Below are 18,869 nucleotides of genomic sequence, written 5' to 3'. Positions count from 1 at the left end.
TACCGGCGCGGCATGGAGCATTCATCGCAATACACCGATCTGGAGGATTTACATGTTGAGCAAGCGCACCACTGCCGTTGCCATCACCGCCCTCTTGTTCGCCGGTAATGCCGCAGCGATCGACATCATGCCCGGCGACTACACAGTGCTGCCGAAAGGCACCACGCTGGGTCTGTTCTACGCCGGTCATTCCAGCAGCAGCGAGTTCTCGTTGGATGGGGTTGGCAGGGTTCCAAGTTCACATCTGGATACCAACCTTGGCATCGCCCGCGTGCTGCACTACAGCCAGATCGGCAACATGCCGGTGGCCTACCAGGCATTCCTGCCGTTCGGCAGCCTGGACAACTTCCAGGTCGGCGGCGCCAAGCCCGATGCCAACGACGGCGTGGGCGATCTGACCCTGGGTTTCACCACCTTCTTTGCCACACCTGCCGAGCCGAGCAAGGGCACCACGGTTGGCGTGACCTGGTACCTGACAACGCCAACCGGCAGCTACGACCTGGGCAAGCCCGGGCTGGGTTCGGGCACCTACACCTTCATGCCGCAGCTGGGCGTGATCCACGGCTTCGGCAACGGTTGGTTCTTCGATGGCGCACTGGACGTGGCCATGCAGAAGGATCACCGCGAGCGCGGCGTGGAAATCTCGGTCGACCCGAGCTGGCAGGCGCAGGCCTACCTGCGCAGGCAGTTGTCGGCAGCCACCTCGGTGTCGTTCGGTTACTCCGCGGTAACCGGCGGTAAGTCATTCAAGGACGATGTCTACGACCTGCAGAAAACCCGTGGTGATGTGGTCAAAGTCTTCGCCAGCCATATGTTCACGCCGAGCTTCCAGGTCAACGGCATGCTCGGTACCGAGTTCAATACCGAAGGTGGCTTCAAGGACAAGCTGATCACCCAGGTGCGACTGATGAAGGTGTTCTGAGCATGATCAGCGCAGCTCACAACCTGCCACTTGGGCGAGGATGATGGCGATGGGTGAATACGCCTTGGTGGTGGGTGTGGGCATGACCCCCTTCAGCAAACCCGGGGCCAGCCCGCCCTATCCGTTGATGGCTGCCGACGCCGGCCGCAAGGCCTTGGCCGATGCCGGCATCGACTATGCCGATGTGCAGCAGGCCTACGTCGGCCACGTCTATGGCGATTCCACCAGCGGCCAGCGTGCGGTGTACGAGCTGGGCCTGAGCGGCATCCCCGTGGTCAACGTCAACAACAACTGCTCGACCGGATCGACAGCACTGTGGCTGGCGCGACAGGCTGTCCAGTCCGGTGCGGCCGAATGTGTGTTGGCACTGGGCTTCGAGCAGATGCGGCCTGGCGCGCTTGGCACCTTGTTCGATGACCGCGAATCGCCGTTGCACCGGCATCAGGCAGTGCTCAGCAAACTGCACGGCGAAAGCGCTGCGCCGTTGGCCGCACAGCTGTTTGGCGCAGCCGGGCGTGAGTACCAGCAACGCTACGGCATCGCCCGCGAAACCTTCGGCCGCATTGCGGTGAAGGCACGCAGGCATGCCCTCCACAATCCGTATGCCTTGTTCGCGCAACCGCTGACGCTGGAGCAAGTGATGGCGTCGCCGCTGGTCTACGACCCACTCACCCGCTACCAGTGCTGCCCGCCGACCTGCGGCGCGGCCGGCGCGATTCTGTGCTCGGAGGCGTTCGCGCGCCGCCATGGCCTGCTCGGCAAGTCCGTGCGCATCCTGGCCCAGGCGATGACCACCGATGGCCCCGACAGTTTTGCCAGTTCGATGATCGACACGGTTGGCTATGGCATGTCGCAACGTGCTGCCGCACAGGTCTATGAAAGCGCTGGCATCGGTCCGGACGAAGTGCAGGTGGTGGAACTGCATGACTGCTTCACCAGCAACGAGCTGCTCAGCTATGAGGCGCTGGGATTGTGCGCAGAAGGCGACGCCGAACGCTTCATCATCGACGCTGACAACACCTACGGTGGCAAGATAGTGGTCAATCCTTCCGGTGGCTTGCTGTCCAAGGGACACCCACTCGGCGCGACCGGGCTGGCGCAATGCGCCGAGCTGGTATGGCAGCTACGCGGCCAGGCCGATGCACGACAGGTGAGCAACGCCCGCGTTGGCCTGCAGCACAATATTGGTCTTGGCGGCGCCTGCGTGGTGACGCTGTATCAGAGGGCGGGGTAATGCAGGCAGCGCATGACAAAGGGCACGGATATCCGCGCCCTTTGTTGTTGATGCGAGCCTGATCGACTGAACGCGTATAAGCCGTCACTTACAACAGCACGCACACCAGCTTTTGTAGGAGCGGCGTCAGCCGCGAAGCAGCTGCATCAGCAGATGGCACAGATACCAAGAACCTCAACAATGTCAGCTTCGCGGCTTACACCGCTCCTACAAACAAACGCTGACCCATACCGGATTGCGATGCCTCTGCATCATCAACTTCGCAACCCGGGCAATGCTGCTTGACTGAAGTGAGCAGCACTACAAGCCTGTGCCCGGCTCTGCTTATTGCAGCGCCGCGGTATCCACCAGCACCAGCTCGGAGTCTTCCAGCGCAGTGATGCGGATACTGGTCTCGCCAGTGATGGCTGCACCATCGCGGGCTTCCAGCAGCACGCCGCTGACGTCGACCTTGCCGGTGTTCGGCACCAGGTAGCCGTAACGGTCGGCATCGGTGAAGTGGTACTCGGTGCTCTCGCCGGCCTTCAGCGTGGCGCCCAGGACGCGGGCGTTGGCGCGGATCGGCAATGCATCGTCGTCACCTTCCATGCCGCTGGCCAGGGTGATGAAGCGGCCCGAGCGCTCACCTTTGGGGAAGGGCTTGCTGCCCCAGGACGGCTTGCCACCGCGCTGGTCGGGGAAGATCCAGATCTGGAATATCTTGGTGACACCCGCCTCCAGGTTGTACTCGGCGTGGCGGATGCCGGTGCCGGCACTCATCACCTGCACATCGCCGGCTTCGGTACGGCCCTGGTTGCCCTGGTCGTCCTTGTGGGTGATGGCGCCTTCGCGCACATAGGTGATGATTTCCATCTCGGCATGCGGGTGGGCCGGGAAGCCGGTGCCGGGCTGGATAATGTCGTCGTTCCAGACCCGCATCGCGCCCCAGTTCATGCGCTTGTTGTCCTGGTACTCGGCAAACGAGAAGTGGTGCTTGGCATCGAGCCAGCCGTGATTGGCTCCACCGAGGCTGGCAAATGGGCGACGTTCAATCATGGCGTTCTCCTGAAAGCTGTAGGTTTTCGATGGGGGCAAGTCTAGGCCTGCACCTCAATATCGAGAATAGAAAGTATGGAAATGCATTCTTTCCATTTGTGACATGATCGCCCCACCCTGCCCTGCGAGCCGCCGCCATGAACCGCCTGCCTGACCTGGAAGCTTGGGCGATATTCGCCAAGGTCGCCGAAGCCGGCTCCTTCGCCCGCGCCGCCGAGGAGTTGCAGCTGTCGCAGGCTACCGTCTCCAAGGCCATCACCCGGCTGGAGACGCGTATCGGCACCAGCCTGTTCCACCGCACCTCACGGCGCATGTCGCTAACCGCCGCGGGTGAAGCGGCCTTGGAGCGGGCAGTACGCATCCTCGATGAAGGCGAGGCCGTCGAAGCCGAAATAGCCGACCGTTCGGCAGCGCTGCGTGGCCTGATCCGGCTGGCGGCACCGATGTCGTTCGGCGTGTCGCGGCTGGCACCACTGTTGCCTGGGTTCATGCAGGCGCATCCGGACGTGGAGCTGGATATCCAGCTCAGCGACCAGATGGTGGATCTGGTGGCCGAACGCTTCGACATGGCGCTGCGCATCTCCACGCTTGCCGACTCCAGCCTGCGCGCGCGCCAGCTATGCCAGGTACGCATTCTGCTGGTCGGGTCACCGGCGTACTTCGAGGCGCACGGCCGCCCCAGCCATCCACGTGATCTGGTCCAGCACCGCGGCTTCCAGTACAGCTACACCCGCAGCGGAAATACGTGGCGCTTCCGCCACCCGCGCCACGGCGAGTTCGCGCAGACCGTGCCGCGCCAACTGCAGGCCAACAATGCCGACATATTCGATGCCGCCCTGCAAGCAGGGCTTGGGCTGGCCTTGCAGCCGGAGTTCCTGGTCTGGGAACAACTACGCGACGGCCGCCTGCAGACCGCCATGGACGACTGGCAGGTCGAACCATTGGCGCTGAGCATCATCACCCCGCCCGGCCTGCATCGGCCGGCACGGGTACAGGCCTTGATCGACTACCTGGCGCTGCGTTTGGAGAAGGAGCCGTGGGCGGCACCTGGCCGGCATGGCATCTAATCGAACGCGCCCATGAGCCGATCCGCAACGACCGGCGTGCAGGCAATCAGAAGCGGACTTCCGCACCCAGAGTGAGCGTGTCGGCGCCATTCACTTCGTACTCTTCGTCGTTGTAGTTGTAGTCCGCCGAGTACAGGTAGCCGGTGTACATCAGCTGCAGGTTGAAGTGGCGGCTGACGTCCACACCAACACCCAGGCCCGCGTAGAGACCGTCGGTGCTGACCTTGCCCCAGTAATCATCCGACTTGGCACGCCAGTAGCCCGCACGCACGGTGCCGAACCACGCGCTGTTCCTGCCAAAGCTGAAACGCGCATTCGCGCCGATATTGGTGAACCTGACCTCAGGTGCAAGAAAGTCCTTCTCGTGCGTTTCCCGCAGCTTCCCTGCACCAAGCTCGATACCCACCTGGGCGAAATCTTCGATCTGCCAGCGATAGCCCGCGCTGACGGAAACCGCTCGCTGATCGGCATCCTCGTAGACCCAACCAGCACCACCCTGCACGCCGACGAAGAAGCCATGTTGCGGCTGCTCGTTCCTGGACGGTGTGCCGCCCCACTGCGGCGCGGGTGCCGTTGCTGGTGTCGGGGCGACGGGGGTAGCAGGAGCCACCTGCGGCGCAGTCTCGCCGGCCAATGGGGGCTGCGCTGGCGTTGTAGCGGCGGGGGCAGTCTGCTGGGCGCGGTAGGCCGCCCAGCCTTTGGAAATGGACTGCGCATCGGCAGCGCCTGCAGTCAGCAGAAACAGCGGAACGAGTGCGGCAAGGCAGGTCTTCTTCATCTGATTCCATCCTGGATGATGCGTATTCCATTCTTCCTGAGCCGAACCGCCACGCCCGCAGGACGGGCGCCGCCGGCTTCTGCTCGCGCAGAAGCGGCGGTTGTCTGGATCGGAAGCCCCTAAGGACGGCACATTGGGGGCCGCCCGATGCCGTGTCAAGCTGGTCCGGTAGCGGCATCTTCATCCGCCGCGGAGGTGCCGTTGGTACGCCCCCCTTGGACCAATGCCACGGCCGATCACCGCTGCGGCGAGCCGGGTTGGGCTGACAAACCGCGCAATCAACGCGTCGCCGGATACGCCAGCATCACCACCAGATCGTCTTCACCCGTCTGTTGCAGGGCATGGCTGCTGCCGCTGCGGGTGAGTAGAGCGTGGCCCGGGCCAACCTCATGTTGCTTGCCGTCCAGCACGTACAGACCGCGGCCGCTGACGATGTAATAGATCTCATCCTTGTGCTGCGGATGCAGGCCGATACCGGCGCCCTTATGCAGTACGCGCTTGCGCATGACGAAGGGAAGATCGCTTACCTCGGCGAAGAACGAATAGGCGGTGGTCGGGCCGGCACCACCGTGCGGGCCAGGTTGCTGGCGGCCAGTATCCTGTTCGCGGATGACCTGTGAACCGTGCGGATTGGTTACATCCTGCTTTGGCGTTGCAACGGCAGGTGCCGCAGCACTCGGCGTAGAAGGCGTGACGCCCTGCCCTACGCTGATCGCACCGCAATCGATATCACGCTTGAGTGTGGGCTTCAGCTGCGGCGCGATATCCACCCAGCCGCGCATCACCAGACAGGCCACCGCGGTTGCACCGGCAGCGCTGAAGTGAGTGCCATCGGCCTTGTTCTGTTCGGGCACGAACATGAAGTAAGGCTTGGCACCCTGCTCGCCCAGCGCGCGTATCCATGCCATCGAGCTGGCGTTGAGATCGATCAGCTGCACGTTCTGTTCGCTGGCAACGTGTTTCATCGCCTGCGTATAGCGACCGTGCGTATCCAGCAGCGCGCCAAAGTCGTAGAGCAGGCGTGCGACAGGCGTGATCAGGATTGGCGTCGCGCCTTTCGCACGCGCAGCGGCGATATAGCGCGAGAGGAATTGCTGATAGTCGCTGTCTGGATTGGTGTAACGCGTTGGATCTTCCAGCTTGGCATCGTTGTGGCCGAACTGAATCAGCAATACGTCGCCTGGCAGCAGTTCCTTTTCGATTGCATCCAGGCGCCCTTCGTTGATGAAACTGCGGGTGCTGCGCCCGCCGACGGCATGGTTGCGCACCTGCCATTGGCCTTCATCCAGCCAGCTTTGCAGCGCCTGGCCCCAGCCGGCCTGCGGCGCGCGCTCGGGGCCGTAGCTGGCTGCGGTTGAGTCTGCGGCTATGAAGACGCGGTGGGCGGATTCGTTGGCGCGGGCGCTGGAAATGAGAGCGCAAAGGGCGATGAGGAAAAATGCTGAGGTCTTCATGCTTTGCTGTTCGTCTTGAAGTCCCTCTCCCCTTGCGGGAGAGGGGTTGGGGAGAGGGGGCGATCGAAGATCGCTGGCTTGATGAGTTCCAGCACCAAGAAGCATGCGTGCGATGCACGCCTCCCCTCCTCCGCCCGTCGGGCACCTTCTCCCGCAAGGGGAGAAGGGCTGGTATCCAACATTACGAATGTGCCGTTGGGTGCATCGATATCCACAAACAACAAAGGCGCCCGCGGGCGCCCTTGTCTGCCCGCAAGGGCCCTACTGCATGCGTGGGCTTACTTGCCCAGCACGCTCTTCACGTAGGCGACGATGTTGTCGTCCTGCGCATTGTCGAAGAACGCCTTCTGGAAGCGCTCACCACCCACGGCCTGCTTCACCAGTTCCTGGTCGATGGACTTCAGGCCTTCGACGAAGTCCTTCGAGGCGCCCTGTTTCACCTGTGCCAAGATGCCGGCATTGGCCATCTGCGATTCCTTGCGCTCGGCCGGGTAACCCTGGCCGCGCTCACCGGCAAATGCCTTCTCGAAGATGTAGCGGATGTTGATTTCCGCGCCCCAGCCGAAGCCCTTGGCGAACGGCAGTGCCAGCGCGTTGCCGCTGTTGACCTGAGCGAACAGGAAGGCATCGGTCGGCTCGATGCAGTAGCCACAGAACACGCCCGGCCATGCATTGAGCGACATCATCGCGCCCTGCCCGGTGCCGCAGCCGGCGACCACAAAATCAACGGCCTTGGCGTTGAGCAGCAGCGCGGCGCAGATGCCGAGGTGGATGTAGGTCAGGCGGTGATCGTTGTCACCGTCCATGCCAACGTTGAACACGTCGTGGCCCTGTGCGGCGGCGACGGTGTTGAGCTGCTCCAGCACCACCGGGTTCTTGGCGGCCTGGCTGAACTCCTGCATCAATGCGATTTTCATTGCGTGACTCTCAATTAGGGGGAAACGTTGTTGTTGATGAGGTGGAAGCGGAAGCAAAAGCAAAAGCTCCCCTCATCCGCCCCTTCGGGGCACCTTCTCCCGCAAGCGGGAGAAGGGAAATCTGTGCTGCGCGCGACTGCAGCTTGGCTGCCTGTGCTCGCTATCGCTATCGCGCCTGCTTCTGCCTTTGCTTCTGCCTTTGCTTCGGCTTCTGCTTCGGCTTCTGCTTCGTCTTTTGCTTCGGCTTTTGCTTTGGCTTCTGCTGTTGCTTCTGCTGTTGCTTTAGCTGTTGCCCCAGCTCCTGCCTTGGCTGTTGCTTTCCCCTCTCCCGCATGCGGGAGAGGGGTAGGGGTGAGGGCGCTTCTGGCTTTTCAGCTTTACGCTTCGTACCTGCCTTTAAGCTTCCGCTTCACCACCTTCAATCCTCAGCGCGCCAACCAACCACCATCCACCGGAATGATCGCGCCGTTGACGTAATCCGACGCACTGGATGCCAGGAACACTGCCGTGCCGCCCAGGTCTTCCGGCTTGCCCCAGCGGCCGGCCGGGATGCGGTCCAGGATCGCCTTGTTGCGGTCTTCATCGGCACGCAGCTGCGCGGTGTTATCGGTGGCCATATAACCCGGGGCAATGGCGTTGATGGTCACGCCCTTGCCTGCCCACTCATTGGCCAGCAAGCGGGTGATGCCGGCGATGCCGCTCTTGGAAGCGGTATACGACGGCACCCGAACGCCGCCCTGGAAGGACAGCATCGAGGCGATGTTGATGATCTTGCCGCTGCCCTGGGCGATGAACTGCTTGCCGGCGGCCTGGCTCATGAAGAACGCGGACTTGATGTTGACGTTCATCACGTCGTCCCAATCCTTCTCGCTGAAATCCACTGCGTCGGCACGGCGGATCAGGCCGGCGTTGTTGACCAGGATGTCGATGCGGCCCAGGCCGGCAATGGTTTCAGCAACCACGCGCTCAACCGGTTCGATGCTGATCAGGTTGGCTTCGATGTTGAGGAAGCGGCGCCCCAGCGCGCGCACCTTCTCGGCGGTCTCGTCGGCCGGGACGATGCCGGCGCCGGCAATGTCGGCACCGGCGGCGGCCAGCGCCAGCGCGATGCCCTGGCCCAGACCGGTATTGGCACCGGTTACCAAGGCGACCTTGCCTTCGAGACTGAATGGATTCGTCATGCTGTTCCTCTCCCAGAGCGGTAGTTCGATGGTGCTGCCGGCGGCGGGTGCCGGAGCGGGGCGATGGCACCGGTATTGGTCCGGTCAGCGCATCTGTCCAGTGGCCCGCCGCTGCAATCCGCGGGCCTGCCGGGCGATTCTAGCCAATTATGGAAACCGGTGTCATTTTGCACTGCAAAATAAGCGGTTTTCTTTGAAAAACAAAAACTTGGGGGCTATCAGTCCTGCGGCGGCTGGCAGGAATCGCGCACGATCAGATGCGGGCGCACGCTGGCCATCGGCATGGCGGTCTTGCCCTCGGGCTGGATCAGCATCGCAGCCGCTGTTCTCCCGGTGTCACGGGTGTTGCGGCGCACCGAGGTCAGCGATGGCCACAGCCGTGAGGCCAGCGGGCTGTCGTCGTAACCGACGATCGACAACTCGCGTGGAATGCTGATGCCGGCACGCATGGCGACCTTGTAGACGCCGGCAGCCATCTCATCGTTACCGGTGAAGATGGCGGTCGGGCGCTGCTTGCCCAGCAGTAGTTTTTCGGCCGCGGCCACACCCGATTCAAAGGTGTAACCGGCCTCGATGATGCGTGCCGGTGGCAGCTCGATGCCACGCCGCTCCAGCGCTTCAAGGAAGCCCGCGGTGCGTTCGTGCGCAGAACGATAGGCGGTGGGACCGGTGATCAGGGCGATGTCGCGGTGGCCCAGCGACAGCAGGTAATCGGCCGCTTCAGCAGCGCCGTCGCGGTCATGGGTGATCACCATCTGCGAGGTTTCATCCAGCGGCAGGGCGGCGATGCGGGTAAAGCGGCAGCCGATCTCATCCAGCATGTCGGCCAGCGCCTGGTCCTCGGAAGCACGCGGCACCAGGATCACGCCGTGCAGCTTCTGCTGCTGCACGAAGCGCTTCACGCCCTCGATATAGCCGGGGCTGCGGGTGTCGCAGGGGTGCACCACCAGCTCGAAGCTGGAGCCACGCAGCGCGTCCAGCGCGCCGTTCTGCATGTCCACCACGTATTGCGCGGTGGGGTTGTCGTAGACCATGCCGATCAGGAACGAGCGCCGGAACGCCAACCCACGCGCCAAGGGATCGGGCGTGTAGCCGACCTCGCGCATCAGCGCTTCAACCTTGTCGCGGGTGTCTTTGCGCACCAGCGGCGAGTTGTTGATGATCCGCGAGACCGTCTTCTTGGAAACCCCCGACAAACGCGCGATGTCGTTGATGGTGGCGGGCCGTCCCAGCGCTTTGGGCGTGGCGGCGACATCGGCATTCTTGCGCAAGGGCTTATCCTTGAAACCGTTCAATACATTCATTCTATCGGGCCGCGCTCAATCCAAGGCGCGGTAGCGGAACTGGCGGAAATGAACCTTGCCATTGCCGGCGGCGTAGATGGCCGGCTTCAGCGCAAGGAATTTCCCCGCCACATTGTGATGGTAGCCGGAGACTTCCATCTGAACAGGATACTTCTGCCAGCTGCTGCCGTCCTTGGAAGTATGGACGGTGAGGATATGGCGGTTGTTGGTGACCCTCAGCCACAGCTTGCCGCCGCTGGCGCTGGGCTGGGGCCGGGTGGGGCGTTCCTCGCCATAGCGGTGCAGGATGAACTGCTCGCCATTGCTGCCCACGCCCGCGTAAAGGCGGTCGCTGTAATACAGCAGGGCGCCACCAAAGGCACCGGGCTCGATGTCCATCTCCACTTCGAACTGATAGGCGACGTCACCGGCAATGGCGGTCAGCGGTGAGCTGTCACGCGGGGTCGTACCCTTGCCCTGCAGGCTCATGCCATCCTTGCCGAAGGACAGCCGCTGGTACTCGTCGCGGGTCGGGTTGAAGAACGACCACTGCGGGCCAAGCTTGCCGCCCTTGAAGTCATCGGACAGCGCCATGCCATGCGGCAGCGCTTCACCGGAAGGCTTGACCAGCGGCGCGCCCAGATCTCCGCCCTTGGCCACGAACCAGCCATCTTCGGTCCATTCGATAGGCTCCAGCAGCATCTGCCTGCCCAGCGTCCAGTAACCGTTCTCGTAGCCGTGATACATCATCCAGCCGCGGCCATCGGTGCCTTCGATCAGGGTGGCATGGCCACGCGACCACCATGGCTCGGCGCGATCGACGGTGCGGGTGATGGGGTTGTTGGGTGCGTTTTCCCACGGCCCGTGGATCGAGCGCGAGCGTGCGGTGATGACCATGTGCCCGGTCGGCGGACCGGCGGTGCCGCCGACCGCGGTGGTCATGTAATACCAGCCATTGCGCTGGCTGATCTTCGGGCCTTCCTGCGCGTAGGACTCCACGTCCCAGCTTTCCGGGTAACGCCAGCCGTCATAGACATGCTTGGGCTTGCCGACCACGCTCAGGCCGTCATCGCTGATCTGCACGTAATCGCCACCGGACAGGAACAGGTAGCGCTTGCCGTCCTCGCCGACCGCGTGGCCGGGGTCGATATAGCCGGACAGGCCGATGTCGATCGGCTCGCTCCACGGGCCCCTGATGTCATCGGCCCAGACCACGAAATTGCTGCGCGAATCACCGGTGCGCGCCGGGAAATAGATGAAGTAGCGGCCCTTGTGCTTGATGATGTCCGGCGCCCAGATCGCGCCGACGTTGGTGGTGATGGCATGGCCCAGCGGCTGCCAGTTGACCAGGTCGCGCGAATGCCAGATCGGCAGGCCGGGGTAGGCATCAAACGAGGACAGGGTGAGGTAGTAATCAGCACCGTCCTTCAGTACCGACGGATCCGGGTGATCGCCAGCCAGCACCGGGTTGAGGAAGCTTCCATTGCCAAGATCGGCCATGCGCTGGTGCTCGATGCCACGCTTCGGGCTGATAGGTGCATCGGCGGCCCAGGCCGGTACGGCGGCCAGCAGGCATGCGGTGGCCAGCGCGGCCAGGGTACGGGTCACGTTCATCGTCATCTCCATGTTGAAGGCGCGGCGCAAACGCCAGCGTCAAACCACGGCTGCGGACAGGCACCAACCTGTCCGCAGCGTGCATGCATCAGCTACGCAGCAAGGCCGGCAGCCACAGCGACAGTTCGGGGAAGAAGGTCACGATCAACAGCACCAGCAGGCCGGCCATCCAGAACGGCCAGATGGTCTTCATGCTTTCGCCGACGCTGATCTTGCCGATGGCGGTACCAATGAACAGCACCGAGCCCACCGGCGGTGTGACCAGGCCAAGGCCACCGGTCAGCACCAGCACCAGGCCGAAGTGGATCGGGTCGATGCCATAGGCCTTGGCCACCGGCAGGAAGATCGGCGTGCAGATCAGGATCATCGGCGCCAGGTCCATGAAGGTGCCCAGCAACAGCAGCATCACCACGATCATCAACAGCACCATGTACTTGCTGTGGGCGAACGATTGCAGGAACTCCACCGCCGCCGCAGGCACCTGCAGGTAGGCCAGCAGCCAACCGAACACCGCAGCGGTGGCGATCACGAACAGGATCACGCCGGTGCTGCGCGCCGCATGGATGACGGTTTCGAAGAACTCCTTGATGCGCAGCTGGCGGTACAGCACGGTGGTCACCAGCAAGGCGTAGACCACGGCGATTGCCGCCGATTCCACCGCGGTGAAGATACCGGCGCGGATACCAAAGAAGATCAGGCCGACCAGGCCGAGGCCGGGCAGGGCGGCAACCAGTCGCAACAGCACCGCGCGCCAACCCGGGAACGCTTCCACGCCGTAGCCACGACGCCGAGCAACCACGTAGCCGGTGACCATCAGCACCACCGTCATCAACAACGCCGGCACGATGCCCGCGGCGAACAGATCGGCAATGGACAGGCCACCACCGGCCGCAGCCGAGAACAAGATCAGGTTATGTGAGGGCGGCACCAGCAGCGCCACCAGTGCGGCGGTGATGCTGACGTTGACCGCGAAATCACGGTCGTAACCGCGCTTTACCATCTGCGGGATCATCGTGCCGCCAACCGCCGACACGTCGGCGATGGCCGAGCCGGATACGCCGCCGAAGAACAGCGAGGACAGGATCGAGACCTGGCCCAGACCACCACGCAGGCGCCCAACCAGCGATGAGGCCAGCGAGATCAGCCGTTCGGAAATACCGCCGCGCATCATGATTTCACCGGCGAAGATGAAAAGCGGAATGGCGATCAGCGAGGCCGAGCCGGTACCGGCCGAGATCTGCTGCACCAGCACGATGCTGGGAATGTCCAGGTACAACAAGGTCGCCAGCGCGGCGGCGGCAAGTGCGTAGGCCACCGGTACGCCGATCAACAACAGCACGCCGAATACGGCGAAAAGAATTGCGATACCCATGACTCAGCGGTCCCCTTCGGCAGCGTTGGCAGCAGTGCCGGCGCCAACGCGCAGCGACAACAGCAGGCGATTGAGTGCGAACAGCGCCATCAGCGCACCACCGATGCTCAGCGGCAGGTAGTTCACGCTCTGCGGCAGGTTGGCACCGGCGGTCTTGATGTGCAGGCCGTCCAGCCACAACACCCAGCCCCACCAGGCGAGGAAGCCGCCGATGGTGCCGACGATCAGCGGCACCAGCGCATCGATCAGGCGCTTGACCAGCGGGTGCATCTGCTCTGCCAACAGGAAGAAACCGAAATGGCGGTTGGTATACACACCGGCCGCCGCACCCATGCTCATTGTGGTGCTCAGCAGCAGCAGCGTGACCGGCTCGGTCCAGCTCGGCGAATCATTGATCACATAGCGGGCGAAGACCTGCCAGCCCTGCACCACCACCAGCCCAAGCAGGGCGGCGACGGCGATGTAGATGACTACGTCGGCAACTTTCTCCAGCACGCGCTGGAGTCCTGCCGGGGCCACTTGTACGTTGGAATCAGACATCGGTACGGCCCCCTCAGGCGAAGTCGCGGATGCGACGGTGCAGCGCGGCGATATCGGCCTGCTGCAGGTAGTCACGCAGCAACGGCTCAGCGGCGGCGCGGAACGCCGGCATGTCGACCGCATTCGACTTCACACCGGACGCCAGTACCGCCTCGCGGGCCTTGTCTTCGGATGCGTCCCAGGCGGTGCGCATCACCTGCACCGATTGCCGCGCCAGATCGATCACCAGGCGACGATCGGACGGGGTCAGCGCATCCAGGCTGCGGCGCGACATCAGCAGAATGTCCGGCGCGTACGAATGCTGGCTTTCCGACCAGTAATGCGCGGCCTCGAAATGACGGCTGGAATGGAAGCTGCGCATGTTGTTCTCGGCGCCGTCGATCATGTGCGTCTCCATGCCGGAGAACGTGTCGCCCAGCGACATCGGCGTGGGGTTGGCACCGAACAGACGCATCAGCTGCAGGAAGATGTCCGAGCTGGCCACGCGCAGCTTCAAGCCGTGCAGGTCCTTGGGCGTGATGATCGGGTGCTTGGTGTTGTAGAAGCTGCGCGCACCGGAGTCATAGACCGCCAGGCCGACCAGCTCGCGGGTTTCAAAGCCCTGCAGCACCGCATCGGCGATACCGCCATCAAGTGCGCGGCGCATATGTTCGACCGAATCGAAGACATACGGCAGGCACAGCGCGCGGGTCAGCGGGAACGCGTTGTTGAGTGCGCCGGAGTAAACACGAGTGATGTCGATGGCACCGAAGCGGGCCATGTCGATCGCCTCGGACTCACGGCCGAGCTGGCCGGAGTGGAACTGGGTCAGGCCGAGACGGCCGCCGGTTTCGCGCAGCAGCTGTTCGCCGATCCACTTCACCGCGGTGACCGTCGGGTAGTCGGCCACGTGCACATCGGTGGCGGTCAGCAGCTGACTGCCAGCGGCCGCACCTTTGCCGCCGCCAGAGCAGGCGGCAAGTACCGGTACGGCCAATGCCCCCATGCCGGTCTTGAGAAATCCTCTTCGAGTAACCATAGCGCCCTCCAACGCGTTGCTACCGTGGCCGCCGGGATTACCCGGCCGGCACAGCCTTGCAGGAAATGTCGCCGTAACCGGCGAAGCGAATCAATGCCTGTTGGCCCACAGCGATGTCGTGGATGCCGGTGGCATTGCCGGTAGCGATCAGCTCGCCCTTCTTCAACGGCCGGCCACGCTTGGCCGAACGCGACAGTGCGAAGGCATAGGCCGCGCGCAGGCCGCCGGGCAGGGTGGTGGCGCCACCGGTGCCGACCACGATGCCGTCGATCTCGGTCTGCGCACGCAGTTCCGGCTCATCGCAGCGGGTCCAGTTCGGCACTTCGCCGCCCAGCACCAGGCCGTTGTTGTTGCCGAAGTCGGACACCACCACGCGCGGACCGAGCACGTTGATGGTCTTCAGCGGGCTGCTGGCGACTTCCACGCCGATGTAAAGCTTGGCCGGCAGCGCTTCGGCTTCTTCCGGGGTCCAGTCGAGCTTGTCGGCCGGTGCATCGGCCAGCAGTTCCAGCACGTACTCGGCCTCCACCGCGGCAAAGCCGCCAGCGGCTTCAAATACCGGGATCTCCACGATGCTACCGGTAGCATTCCAGAGATTGCGTTTGAAAATCGGGCCGAGCAGGCGGTCGTCGCCGGAGCTGTCGCGGCGTTCGGCGGCGATATAGCCGACCTTCCAGCCAACCACGCTGTCATCCCAGCGGCCGATCGCCAGATCCTGCACCTGATAGGCGGTGACCAGGTCGTCCGGGATCGCACCGGGGAAATCCGGAAGCGAGCGGCCATCGCGGCGTGCTTCCACAAAAGTGCGGGCAATCTCGTCCAGCGCGGCTGGCGCCTGCGGCTGGCTGCCTTGGTCGTTGCTCAAGTGCGTCTCCTGGTGACTTTGCTGCACTGCCCATCGACAGTGCTGTGACTGGCTGTATAAGGTAAACCGGTGTCATCTGACAATGTGCACTGCACCAGAACCTGTACCACGCCCTCAGCCAAGACCTGACCGCTACGCCCATGATTCGACTGAAACCCTTGTTGCAGCTGGCTTTCGCCGCTTTTTTCGGCTTGCTTCCGGCAACCGTATTGGCCGCCACCGATGGTGAACCCGCAGCAGGGTCGGCTGACCGTATCGCGCTATGGCCGCAGGGCATGGCACCGGGGGACAAGCCGCTGTCGCAAGCGCAGCGCATCGTCGAACGCAGCAGCGATCCGGCGCTGCCGGACCGCTATATCGACCATGTCAGCGCGCCGTATCTGGTGGCGTATCGCCCGGCCAAACCCAACGGCAGTGCCTTGCTGGTGATCCCCGGCGGCGGCTACCAGCGCGTCGTGCTGGACAAGGAAGGCACGGCGCTGGTGCCGGCCCTGGTGGAACAGGGCAAGGTGACCCTGTTCGTGTTGCGCTACCGGTTGCCCGGCGAAGGCCGTACCGACCGCGAAGCGGCACTCGCCGATGCGCAGCGTGCACTGCGGCTGATCCGTCACCGCGCCACCGAATGGGGCCTGGACCCGCAGCGTATCGGCACGATGGGGTTTTCCGCTGGCGGGCATCTGGCCGCGCGACTGGGCAATGGCTTTGACCGCAATGTCTATCCACACAGCGACGCAATCGACGCGGAAAGCGCACGCCCGGACTTCCAACTGCTGATGTACCCGGTCATCACGATGCGCGGCGACGACGTGCATGCAGGCTCACGCGAACGCCTGCTCGGCAGCGCGCCCAGCGACGAACTGCTGCAGCAGTACTCGATGCAGCTGCAGGTCCGCACGGATACACCACCAACCTTCCTGCTGCATGCCGCCGATGACGAAGTAGCACCGGTAGGCAACAGCCTGCTGTTCTACGACAGCCTGCGCAGTGCCAAGGTCAGCAGCGAAATGCATCTGTTCCCGCATGGCGGCCACGGCTTCGGTACACGCGGCACAGCGGGCCTCACGACAGCGGCATGGCCTCAACTGGCCCTGAGCTGGATTGCATCGCAACAGCCAATCCAGCCCAAACCCAGCCTTTAAAGCCCCTCTTCCTGCGGGAGAGGGGTTGGGGAGAGGGCGAAGCGCGCCCAATCCCCACCACCCCAGGACACCACCATGCCGCAAACCCCAAACAACCCCGCCCGCCGCAGCTTCCTCCAGCAAACCACCCTGCTGGCCGCAGCAACCAGCCTTGCCACCCTCAGCAACTCCAGCTGGGCAAACACCGGCAGCAGTCCCATCGCCCGCGTCCGCAGCGGCCGCGTCGCCGGCCAGACAGAATCCGGCACCCACGTATTCCGCGGCATCCCCTACGGCGCCGACACCGCGCCTCGCCGCTTCCAGTCCGCCCTGCAGGAACAACCCTGGCGCGGCATACGCGATGCGCTCGACTACGCAACCGCGGCCCCGCAAACCGGCGGCGAAGGCCCGGGCAGCGAAGACTGCCTCTACCTCAACGTGTGGACGCCAGCACTGCGTGACGGCGGCAAGCGGCCGATCCTGTTCTATATCCACGGCGGTGCCTACAACAACGGCTCCGGCAGCGACCCGCTGTACGACGGCGGCAACCTGAGCCGACGCGGCGACGTGGTGGTGGTGACGGTCAATCACCGCCTCAACCTGTTTGGCTACCTGTATCTGGCCCAGCTCGGCGACGAGACGTTCGCGGACTCCGGCAATGTCGGCCAGCTCGACCTGGTCCAGGCACTGCAGTGGGTCCGCCAGCACGCCGCCGAATTTGGCGGTGATGCCGACAACGTCACCGTGTTCGGCCAATCCGGCGGCGGTGCCAAGATCGCCACGCTGATGGCGATGCCGGCAGCCAAGGGCCTGTTCCACCGCGCCTGGACGATGAGCGGCCAGCAGGCCACCGCCGCCGGCCCGCGCGCGGCCACACAACGCGCGCAGCTGGTGCTCGATCACCTCAAGGTCGATCCCCAAGCACTGCGGCGCATGCCGATGCAGCAGTTGCTGGAGGCGGTTAAAGTGCGCGATCCCTCGCGCGTGGAGAACAGCAGCCTCTACGTCGGCCCGGTGCTGGACGCACGCAACCTGCCGGTGCATCCGTTCTGGCCGCAGGCGCCACAGCAATCGGCTGCGATCCCGATGGTGATCGGCAACACCCACGACGAAACCCGTGCCTTCCTCGGCAACGACCCGAAGAATTTCGAGCTGAGCTGGGAGGAATTGCCGGCCAAGCTCGAAGTCCAGCAATACGTGGATCTGTTGCCATCGGTGGTGATTGCCGAGTACCGCCGCCTGTATCCGCAGTACACGCCGTCCGACGTGTTCTTCGCCGCCACCACTGCCGGACGCTCCTGGCGCGGCGCGGTGGAAGAGCTGGAGGCACGTGCGCGCCAGGGCGCACCGACCTGGGCGTATCAGCTGGACGGTTATGACCGTGATGGCGACGCCGCCAAGCTGCGTGCCTTCCATACCCTGGATATCCCGCTGGTGTTCCACAACAACTCCCAGCCCGGTTCCCGCACCGGCAACGGTGCGGCGATGCAGCAGCTTGCCGACACGATGAGTGATGCCTTGCTGGCCTTCGCGCGAAACGGCGACCCTAATCACGCTGGCCTGCCGCAGTGGCAGCAATATGGGCTGGAACGCCGACAAACGATGCTGTTCGACACACAAAGCCGGCAGATGGACGACCCCCGTGGCGGCGAACGTCGGCTCTACCAGCAGGCGCCCTTCATCCAGCGCGGCACCTTCTGAGCTGGTCGGCAGATAGTTTCAACGGAATCTTTACCTGCCTTGCCTAGACTGCGGCGATGACATTGCAATCGCCGCATCCCGAATTCGCCGGCCGTCAGCGCCTGCTGGACGGTATCGACGCCGCCTTGCAGGCCAGCGATACCCACAGCACGGTCGCCCAGGTGCAGGCCGTGCTGGAACGCGCCATCCGCGATCCGCAGATCGTGCTGCCGGCCTGCGTGCACGCACCGGTGCATGACCACTACGCGCGCCGTGAAATCTACCGCAGCCCGGAACATGGCTACAGCATCATCGCCATGACCTGGGGGCCGGGGCAGGGCACGCCGCTGCACGACCACGACGGCCTGTGGTGCGTGGAAGGCGTATGGCAGGGCAGCTTGGAGATCACCTCGTACCGCATGCTGGAGCGCGATGGTGAGCGTTACCGGTTTGCACCACGCGATTGCCTGCTGGGCTGTAAAGGCAGTGCAGGCAACCTGATTCCGCCGGATGAATTCCATACGCTGCGCAACAGCGACGCCGAACAGATTGCGATCTCGGTGCACGTCTACCAACGCGTGATGGAGCGCAGCCACGTATTCCAGCCGATCGATGATGCGCCACGCTGGTATGCGCGTGAGTGCAGGGAGCTGGGGCTGGATGCGTGAGCCGGCGGCTTTTGCAGGAGCGGCGTAAGCCGCGAAGCCGACAGTCCAACCAACGCCGGTAGTGGGGGGGCGGCGCGCGCGGCCCCGCCGGACCCGGCAAGGACAGAGCGCCCCCGCGCGGCG

General features: G+C 63.9%; 17 protein-coding genes. 6 read left to right on the top strand and 11 right to left on the bottom strand.

Translation table 11 applies throughout. From position 1 onward, the window contains the following. The first annotated feature begins 52 nt into the window (after positions 1 to 52). Positions 53 to 922, top strand: a complete 870-nt coding sequence (locus ACVOK8_RS14290) for a transporter (protein ID WP_481567407.1) — start codon at positions 53 to 55, stop codon at positions 920 to 922. Positions 923 to 971: 49 nt separating this feature from the next. After that, entirely contained in the window at positions 972 to 2,156 is a 1,185-nt protein-coding gene (locus tag ACVOK8_RS14285) for a lipid-transfer protein (protein ID WP_481567406.1), read from the top strand. Positions 2,157 to 2,480: 324 nt separating this feature from the next. Here ACVOK8_RS14285 and ACVOK8_RS14280 read toward each other — a convergent pair whose 3' ends face one another. After that, positions 2,481 to 3,191, bottom strand: a complete 711-nt coding sequence (locus ACVOK8_RS14280; protein ID WP_481567405.1) for a pirin family protein — start codon at positions 3,189 to 3,191, stop codon at positions 2,481 to 2,483. 137 nt (positions 3,192 to 3,328) lie between these two features. Between ACVOK8_RS14280 and ACVOK8_RS14275 the strand changes: the two genes are divergently transcribed. Beyond that, positions 3,329 to 4,258, top strand: coding sequence for a LysR family transcriptional regulator (locus ACVOK8_RS14275; RefSeq protein WP_481567404.1), 930 nt, complete (start codon positions 3,329 to 3,331; stop codon positions 4,256 to 4,258). Between the two features lie 46 nt (positions 4,259 to 4,304). On the opposite strand, the gene ACVOK8_RS14270 is transcribed toward ACVOK8_RS14275, so the two are convergent. From ACVOK8_RS14270 to ACVOK8_RS14225, 10 genes are all read right to left on the bottom strand, one after another. Further along, the gene (locus ACVOK8_RS14270; protein WP_481567403.1) at positions 4,305 to 5,036 is read right to left on the bottom strand and encodes an outer membrane beta-barrel protein; all 732 of its coding nucleotides are present in this window, start codon (positions 5,034 to 5,036) and stop codon (positions 4,305 to 4,307) included. Between the two features lie 278 nt (positions 5,037 to 5,314). Then, positions 5,315 to 6,490 (bottom strand): GDSL-type esterase/lipase family protein, encoded by a 1,176-nt coding sequence (locus tag ACVOK8_RS14265; protein ID WP_481567402.1) that lies wholly within the window; start codon positions 6,488 to 6,490, stop codon positions 5,315 to 5,317. Between the two features lie 278 nt (positions 6,491 to 6,768). Next, the gene (locus ACVOK8_RS14260; protein WP_296250408.1) at positions 6,769 to 7,407 is read right to left on the bottom strand and encodes an RpiB/LacA/LacB family sugar-phosphate isomerase; all 639 of its coding nucleotides are present in this window, start codon (positions 7,405 to 7,407) and stop codon (positions 6,769 to 6,771) included. Positions 7,408 to 7,832: 425 nt separating this feature from the next. Next, positions 7,833 to 8,588 carry a 2-dehydro-3-deoxy-D-gluconate 5-dehydrogenase KduD gene (gene kduD / locus ACVOK8_RS14255; protein WP_481517474.1) on the bottom strand — a complete coding sequence of 252 codons (756 nt, stop codon included), beginning with the start codon at positions 8,586 to 8,588 and terminating at the stop codon, positions 7,833 to 7,835. A 218-nt stretch (positions 8,589 to 8,806) separates the two neighbouring features. Next, the gene (locus ACVOK8_RS14250) at positions 8,807 to 9,859 is read right to left on the bottom strand and encodes a LacI family DNA-binding transcriptional regulator (protein ID WP_481567401.1); all 1,053 of its coding nucleotides are present in this window, start codon (positions 9,857 to 9,859) and stop codon (positions 8,807 to 8,809) included. 48 nt (positions 9,860 to 9,907) lie between these two features. Then, positions 9,908 to 11,485, bottom strand: coding sequence for a family 43 glycosylhydrolase (locus ACVOK8_RS14245; protein WP_481567400.1), 1,578 nt, complete (start codon positions 11,483 to 11,485; stop codon positions 9,908 to 9,910). A gap of 88 nt (positions 11,486 to 11,573) precedes the next feature. Continuing rightward, the gene (locus ACVOK8_RS14240) at positions 11,574 to 12,857 is read right to left on the bottom strand and encodes a TRAP transporter large permease (protein WP_313172841.1); all 1,284 of its coding nucleotides are present in this window, start codon (positions 12,855 to 12,857) and stop codon (positions 11,574 to 11,576) included. A gap of 3 nt (positions 12,858 to 12,860) precedes the next feature. Beyond that, positions 12,861 to 13,397: a TRAP transporter small permease gene (locus ACVOK8_RS14235; RefSeq protein WP_481567399.1), complete on the bottom strand. Its 537-nt coding sequence runs from the start codon at positions 13,395 to 13,397 to the stop codon at positions 12,861 to 12,863. Between the two features lie 13 nt (positions 13,398 to 13,410). Further along, positions 13,411 to 14,415: a TRAP transporter substrate-binding protein gene (locus ACVOK8_RS14230; protein WP_481567398.1), complete on the bottom strand. Its 1,005-nt coding sequence runs from the start codon at positions 14,413 to 14,415 to the stop codon at positions 13,411 to 13,413. Between the two features lie 37 nt (positions 14,416 to 14,452). Further along, the gene (locus ACVOK8_RS14225; protein ID WP_481567397.1) at positions 14,453 to 15,280 is read right to left on the bottom strand and encodes a 2-keto-4-pentenoate hydratase; all 828 of its coding nucleotides are present in this window, start codon (positions 15,278 to 15,280) and stop codon (positions 14,453 to 14,455) included. Positions 15,281 to 15,420: 140 nt separating this feature from the next. On the opposite strand from ACVOK8_RS14225, the gene ACVOK8_RS14220 reads away from it, so the two are divergent. From ACVOK8_RS14220 to ACVOK8_RS14210, 3 genes are all read left to right on the top strand, one after another. Further along, on the top strand, positions 15,421 to 16,419 hold the full coding sequence (locus ACVOK8_RS14220) for an alpha/beta hydrolase (RefSeq protein WP_481567396.1): 999 nt from the start codon (positions 15,421 to 15,423) through the stop codon (positions 16,417 to 16,419). Positions 16,420 to 16,494: 75 nt separating this feature from the next. Beyond that, entirely contained in the window at positions 16,495 to 18,099 is a 1,605-nt protein-coding gene (locus tag ACVOK8_RS14215) for a carboxylesterase/lipase family protein (RefSeq protein WP_481567395.1), read from the top strand. A 56-nt stretch (positions 18,100 to 18,155) separates the two neighbouring features. Beyond that, positions 18,156 to 18,746: a cysteine dioxygenase family protein gene (locus ACVOK8_RS14210; RefSeq protein WP_481567394.1), complete on the top strand. Its 591-nt coding sequence runs from the start codon at positions 18,156 to 18,158 to the stop codon at positions 18,744 to 18,746. Positions 18,747 to 18,869: the final 123 nt, after the last annotated feature.

This window comes from Stenotrophomonas sp. STEN083, from assembly GCF_056759195.1.
The sequence above is the reverse complement of the archived record's forward strand: the minus strand, read 5'-3'. Positions and strand labels throughout refer to the sequence as shown.

Excerpts from the sequence above, each read along its gene's own strand:
- ACVOK8_RS14215 (WP_481567395.1), top strand. The coding sequence starts at position 16,495 with ATGCCGCAAACCCCAAACAACCCCGCCCGCCGCAGCTTCCTCCAGCAA.
- ACVOK8_RS14240 (WP_313172841.1), bottom strand. The coding sequence starts at position 12,857 with ATGGGTATCGCAATTCTTTTCGCCGTATTCGGCGTGCTGTTGTTGATC.
- ACVOK8_RS14220 (WP_481567396.1), top strand. The coding sequence starts at position 15,421 with ATGATTCGACTGAAACCCTTGTTGCAGCTGGCTTTCGCCGCTTTTTTC.
- ACVOK8_RS14285 (WP_481567406.1), top strand. The coding sequence starts at position 972 with ATGGGTGAATACGCCTTGGTGGTGGGTGTGGGCATGACCCCCTTCAGC.
- ACVOK8_RS14260 (WP_296250408.1), bottom strand. The coding sequence starts at position 7,407 with ATGAAAATCGCATTGATGCAGGAGTTCAGCCAGGCCGCCAAGAACCCG.
- kduD (WP_481517474.1), bottom strand. The coding sequence starts at position 8,588 with ATGACGAATCCATTCAGTCTCGAAGGCAAGGTCGCCTTGGTAACCGGT.
- ACVOK8_RS14275 (WP_481567404.1), top strand. The coding sequence starts at position 3,329 with ATGAACCGCCTGCCTGACCTGGAAGCTTGGGCGATATTCGCCAAGGTC.
- ACVOK8_RS14245 (WP_481567400.1), bottom strand. The coding sequence starts at position 11,485 with ATGAACGTGACCCGTACCCTGGCCGCGCTGGCCACCGCATGCCTGCTG.
- ACVOK8_RS14280 (WP_481567405.1), bottom strand. The coding sequence starts at position 3,191 with ATGATTGAACGTCGCCCATTTGCCAGCCTCGGTGGAGCCAATCACGGC.
- ACVOK8_RS14235 (WP_481567399.1), bottom strand. The coding sequence starts at position 13,397 with ATGTCTGATTCCAACGTACAAGTGGCCCCGGCAGGACTCCAGCGCGTG.
- ACVOK8_RS14290 (WP_481567407.1), top strand. The coding sequence starts at position 53 with ATGTTGAGCAAGCGCACCACTGCCGTTGCCATCACCGCCCTCTTGTTC.
- ACVOK8_RS14265 (WP_481567402.1), bottom strand. The coding sequence starts at position 6,490 with ATGAAGACCTCAGCATTTTTCCTCATCGCCCTTTGCGCTCTCATTTCC.
- ACVOK8_RS14210 (WP_481567394.1), top strand. The coding sequence starts at position 18,156 with ATGACATTGCAATCGCCGCATCCCGAATTCGCCGGCCGTCAGCGCCTG.
- ACVOK8_RS14270 (WP_481567403.1), bottom strand. The coding sequence starts at position 5,036 with ATGAAGAAGACCTGCCTTGCCGCACTCGTTCCGCTGTTTCTGCTGACT.
- ACVOK8_RS14230 (WP_481567398.1), bottom strand. The coding sequence starts at position 14,415 with ATGGTTACTCGAAGAGGATTTCTCAAGACCGGCATGGGGGCATTGGCC.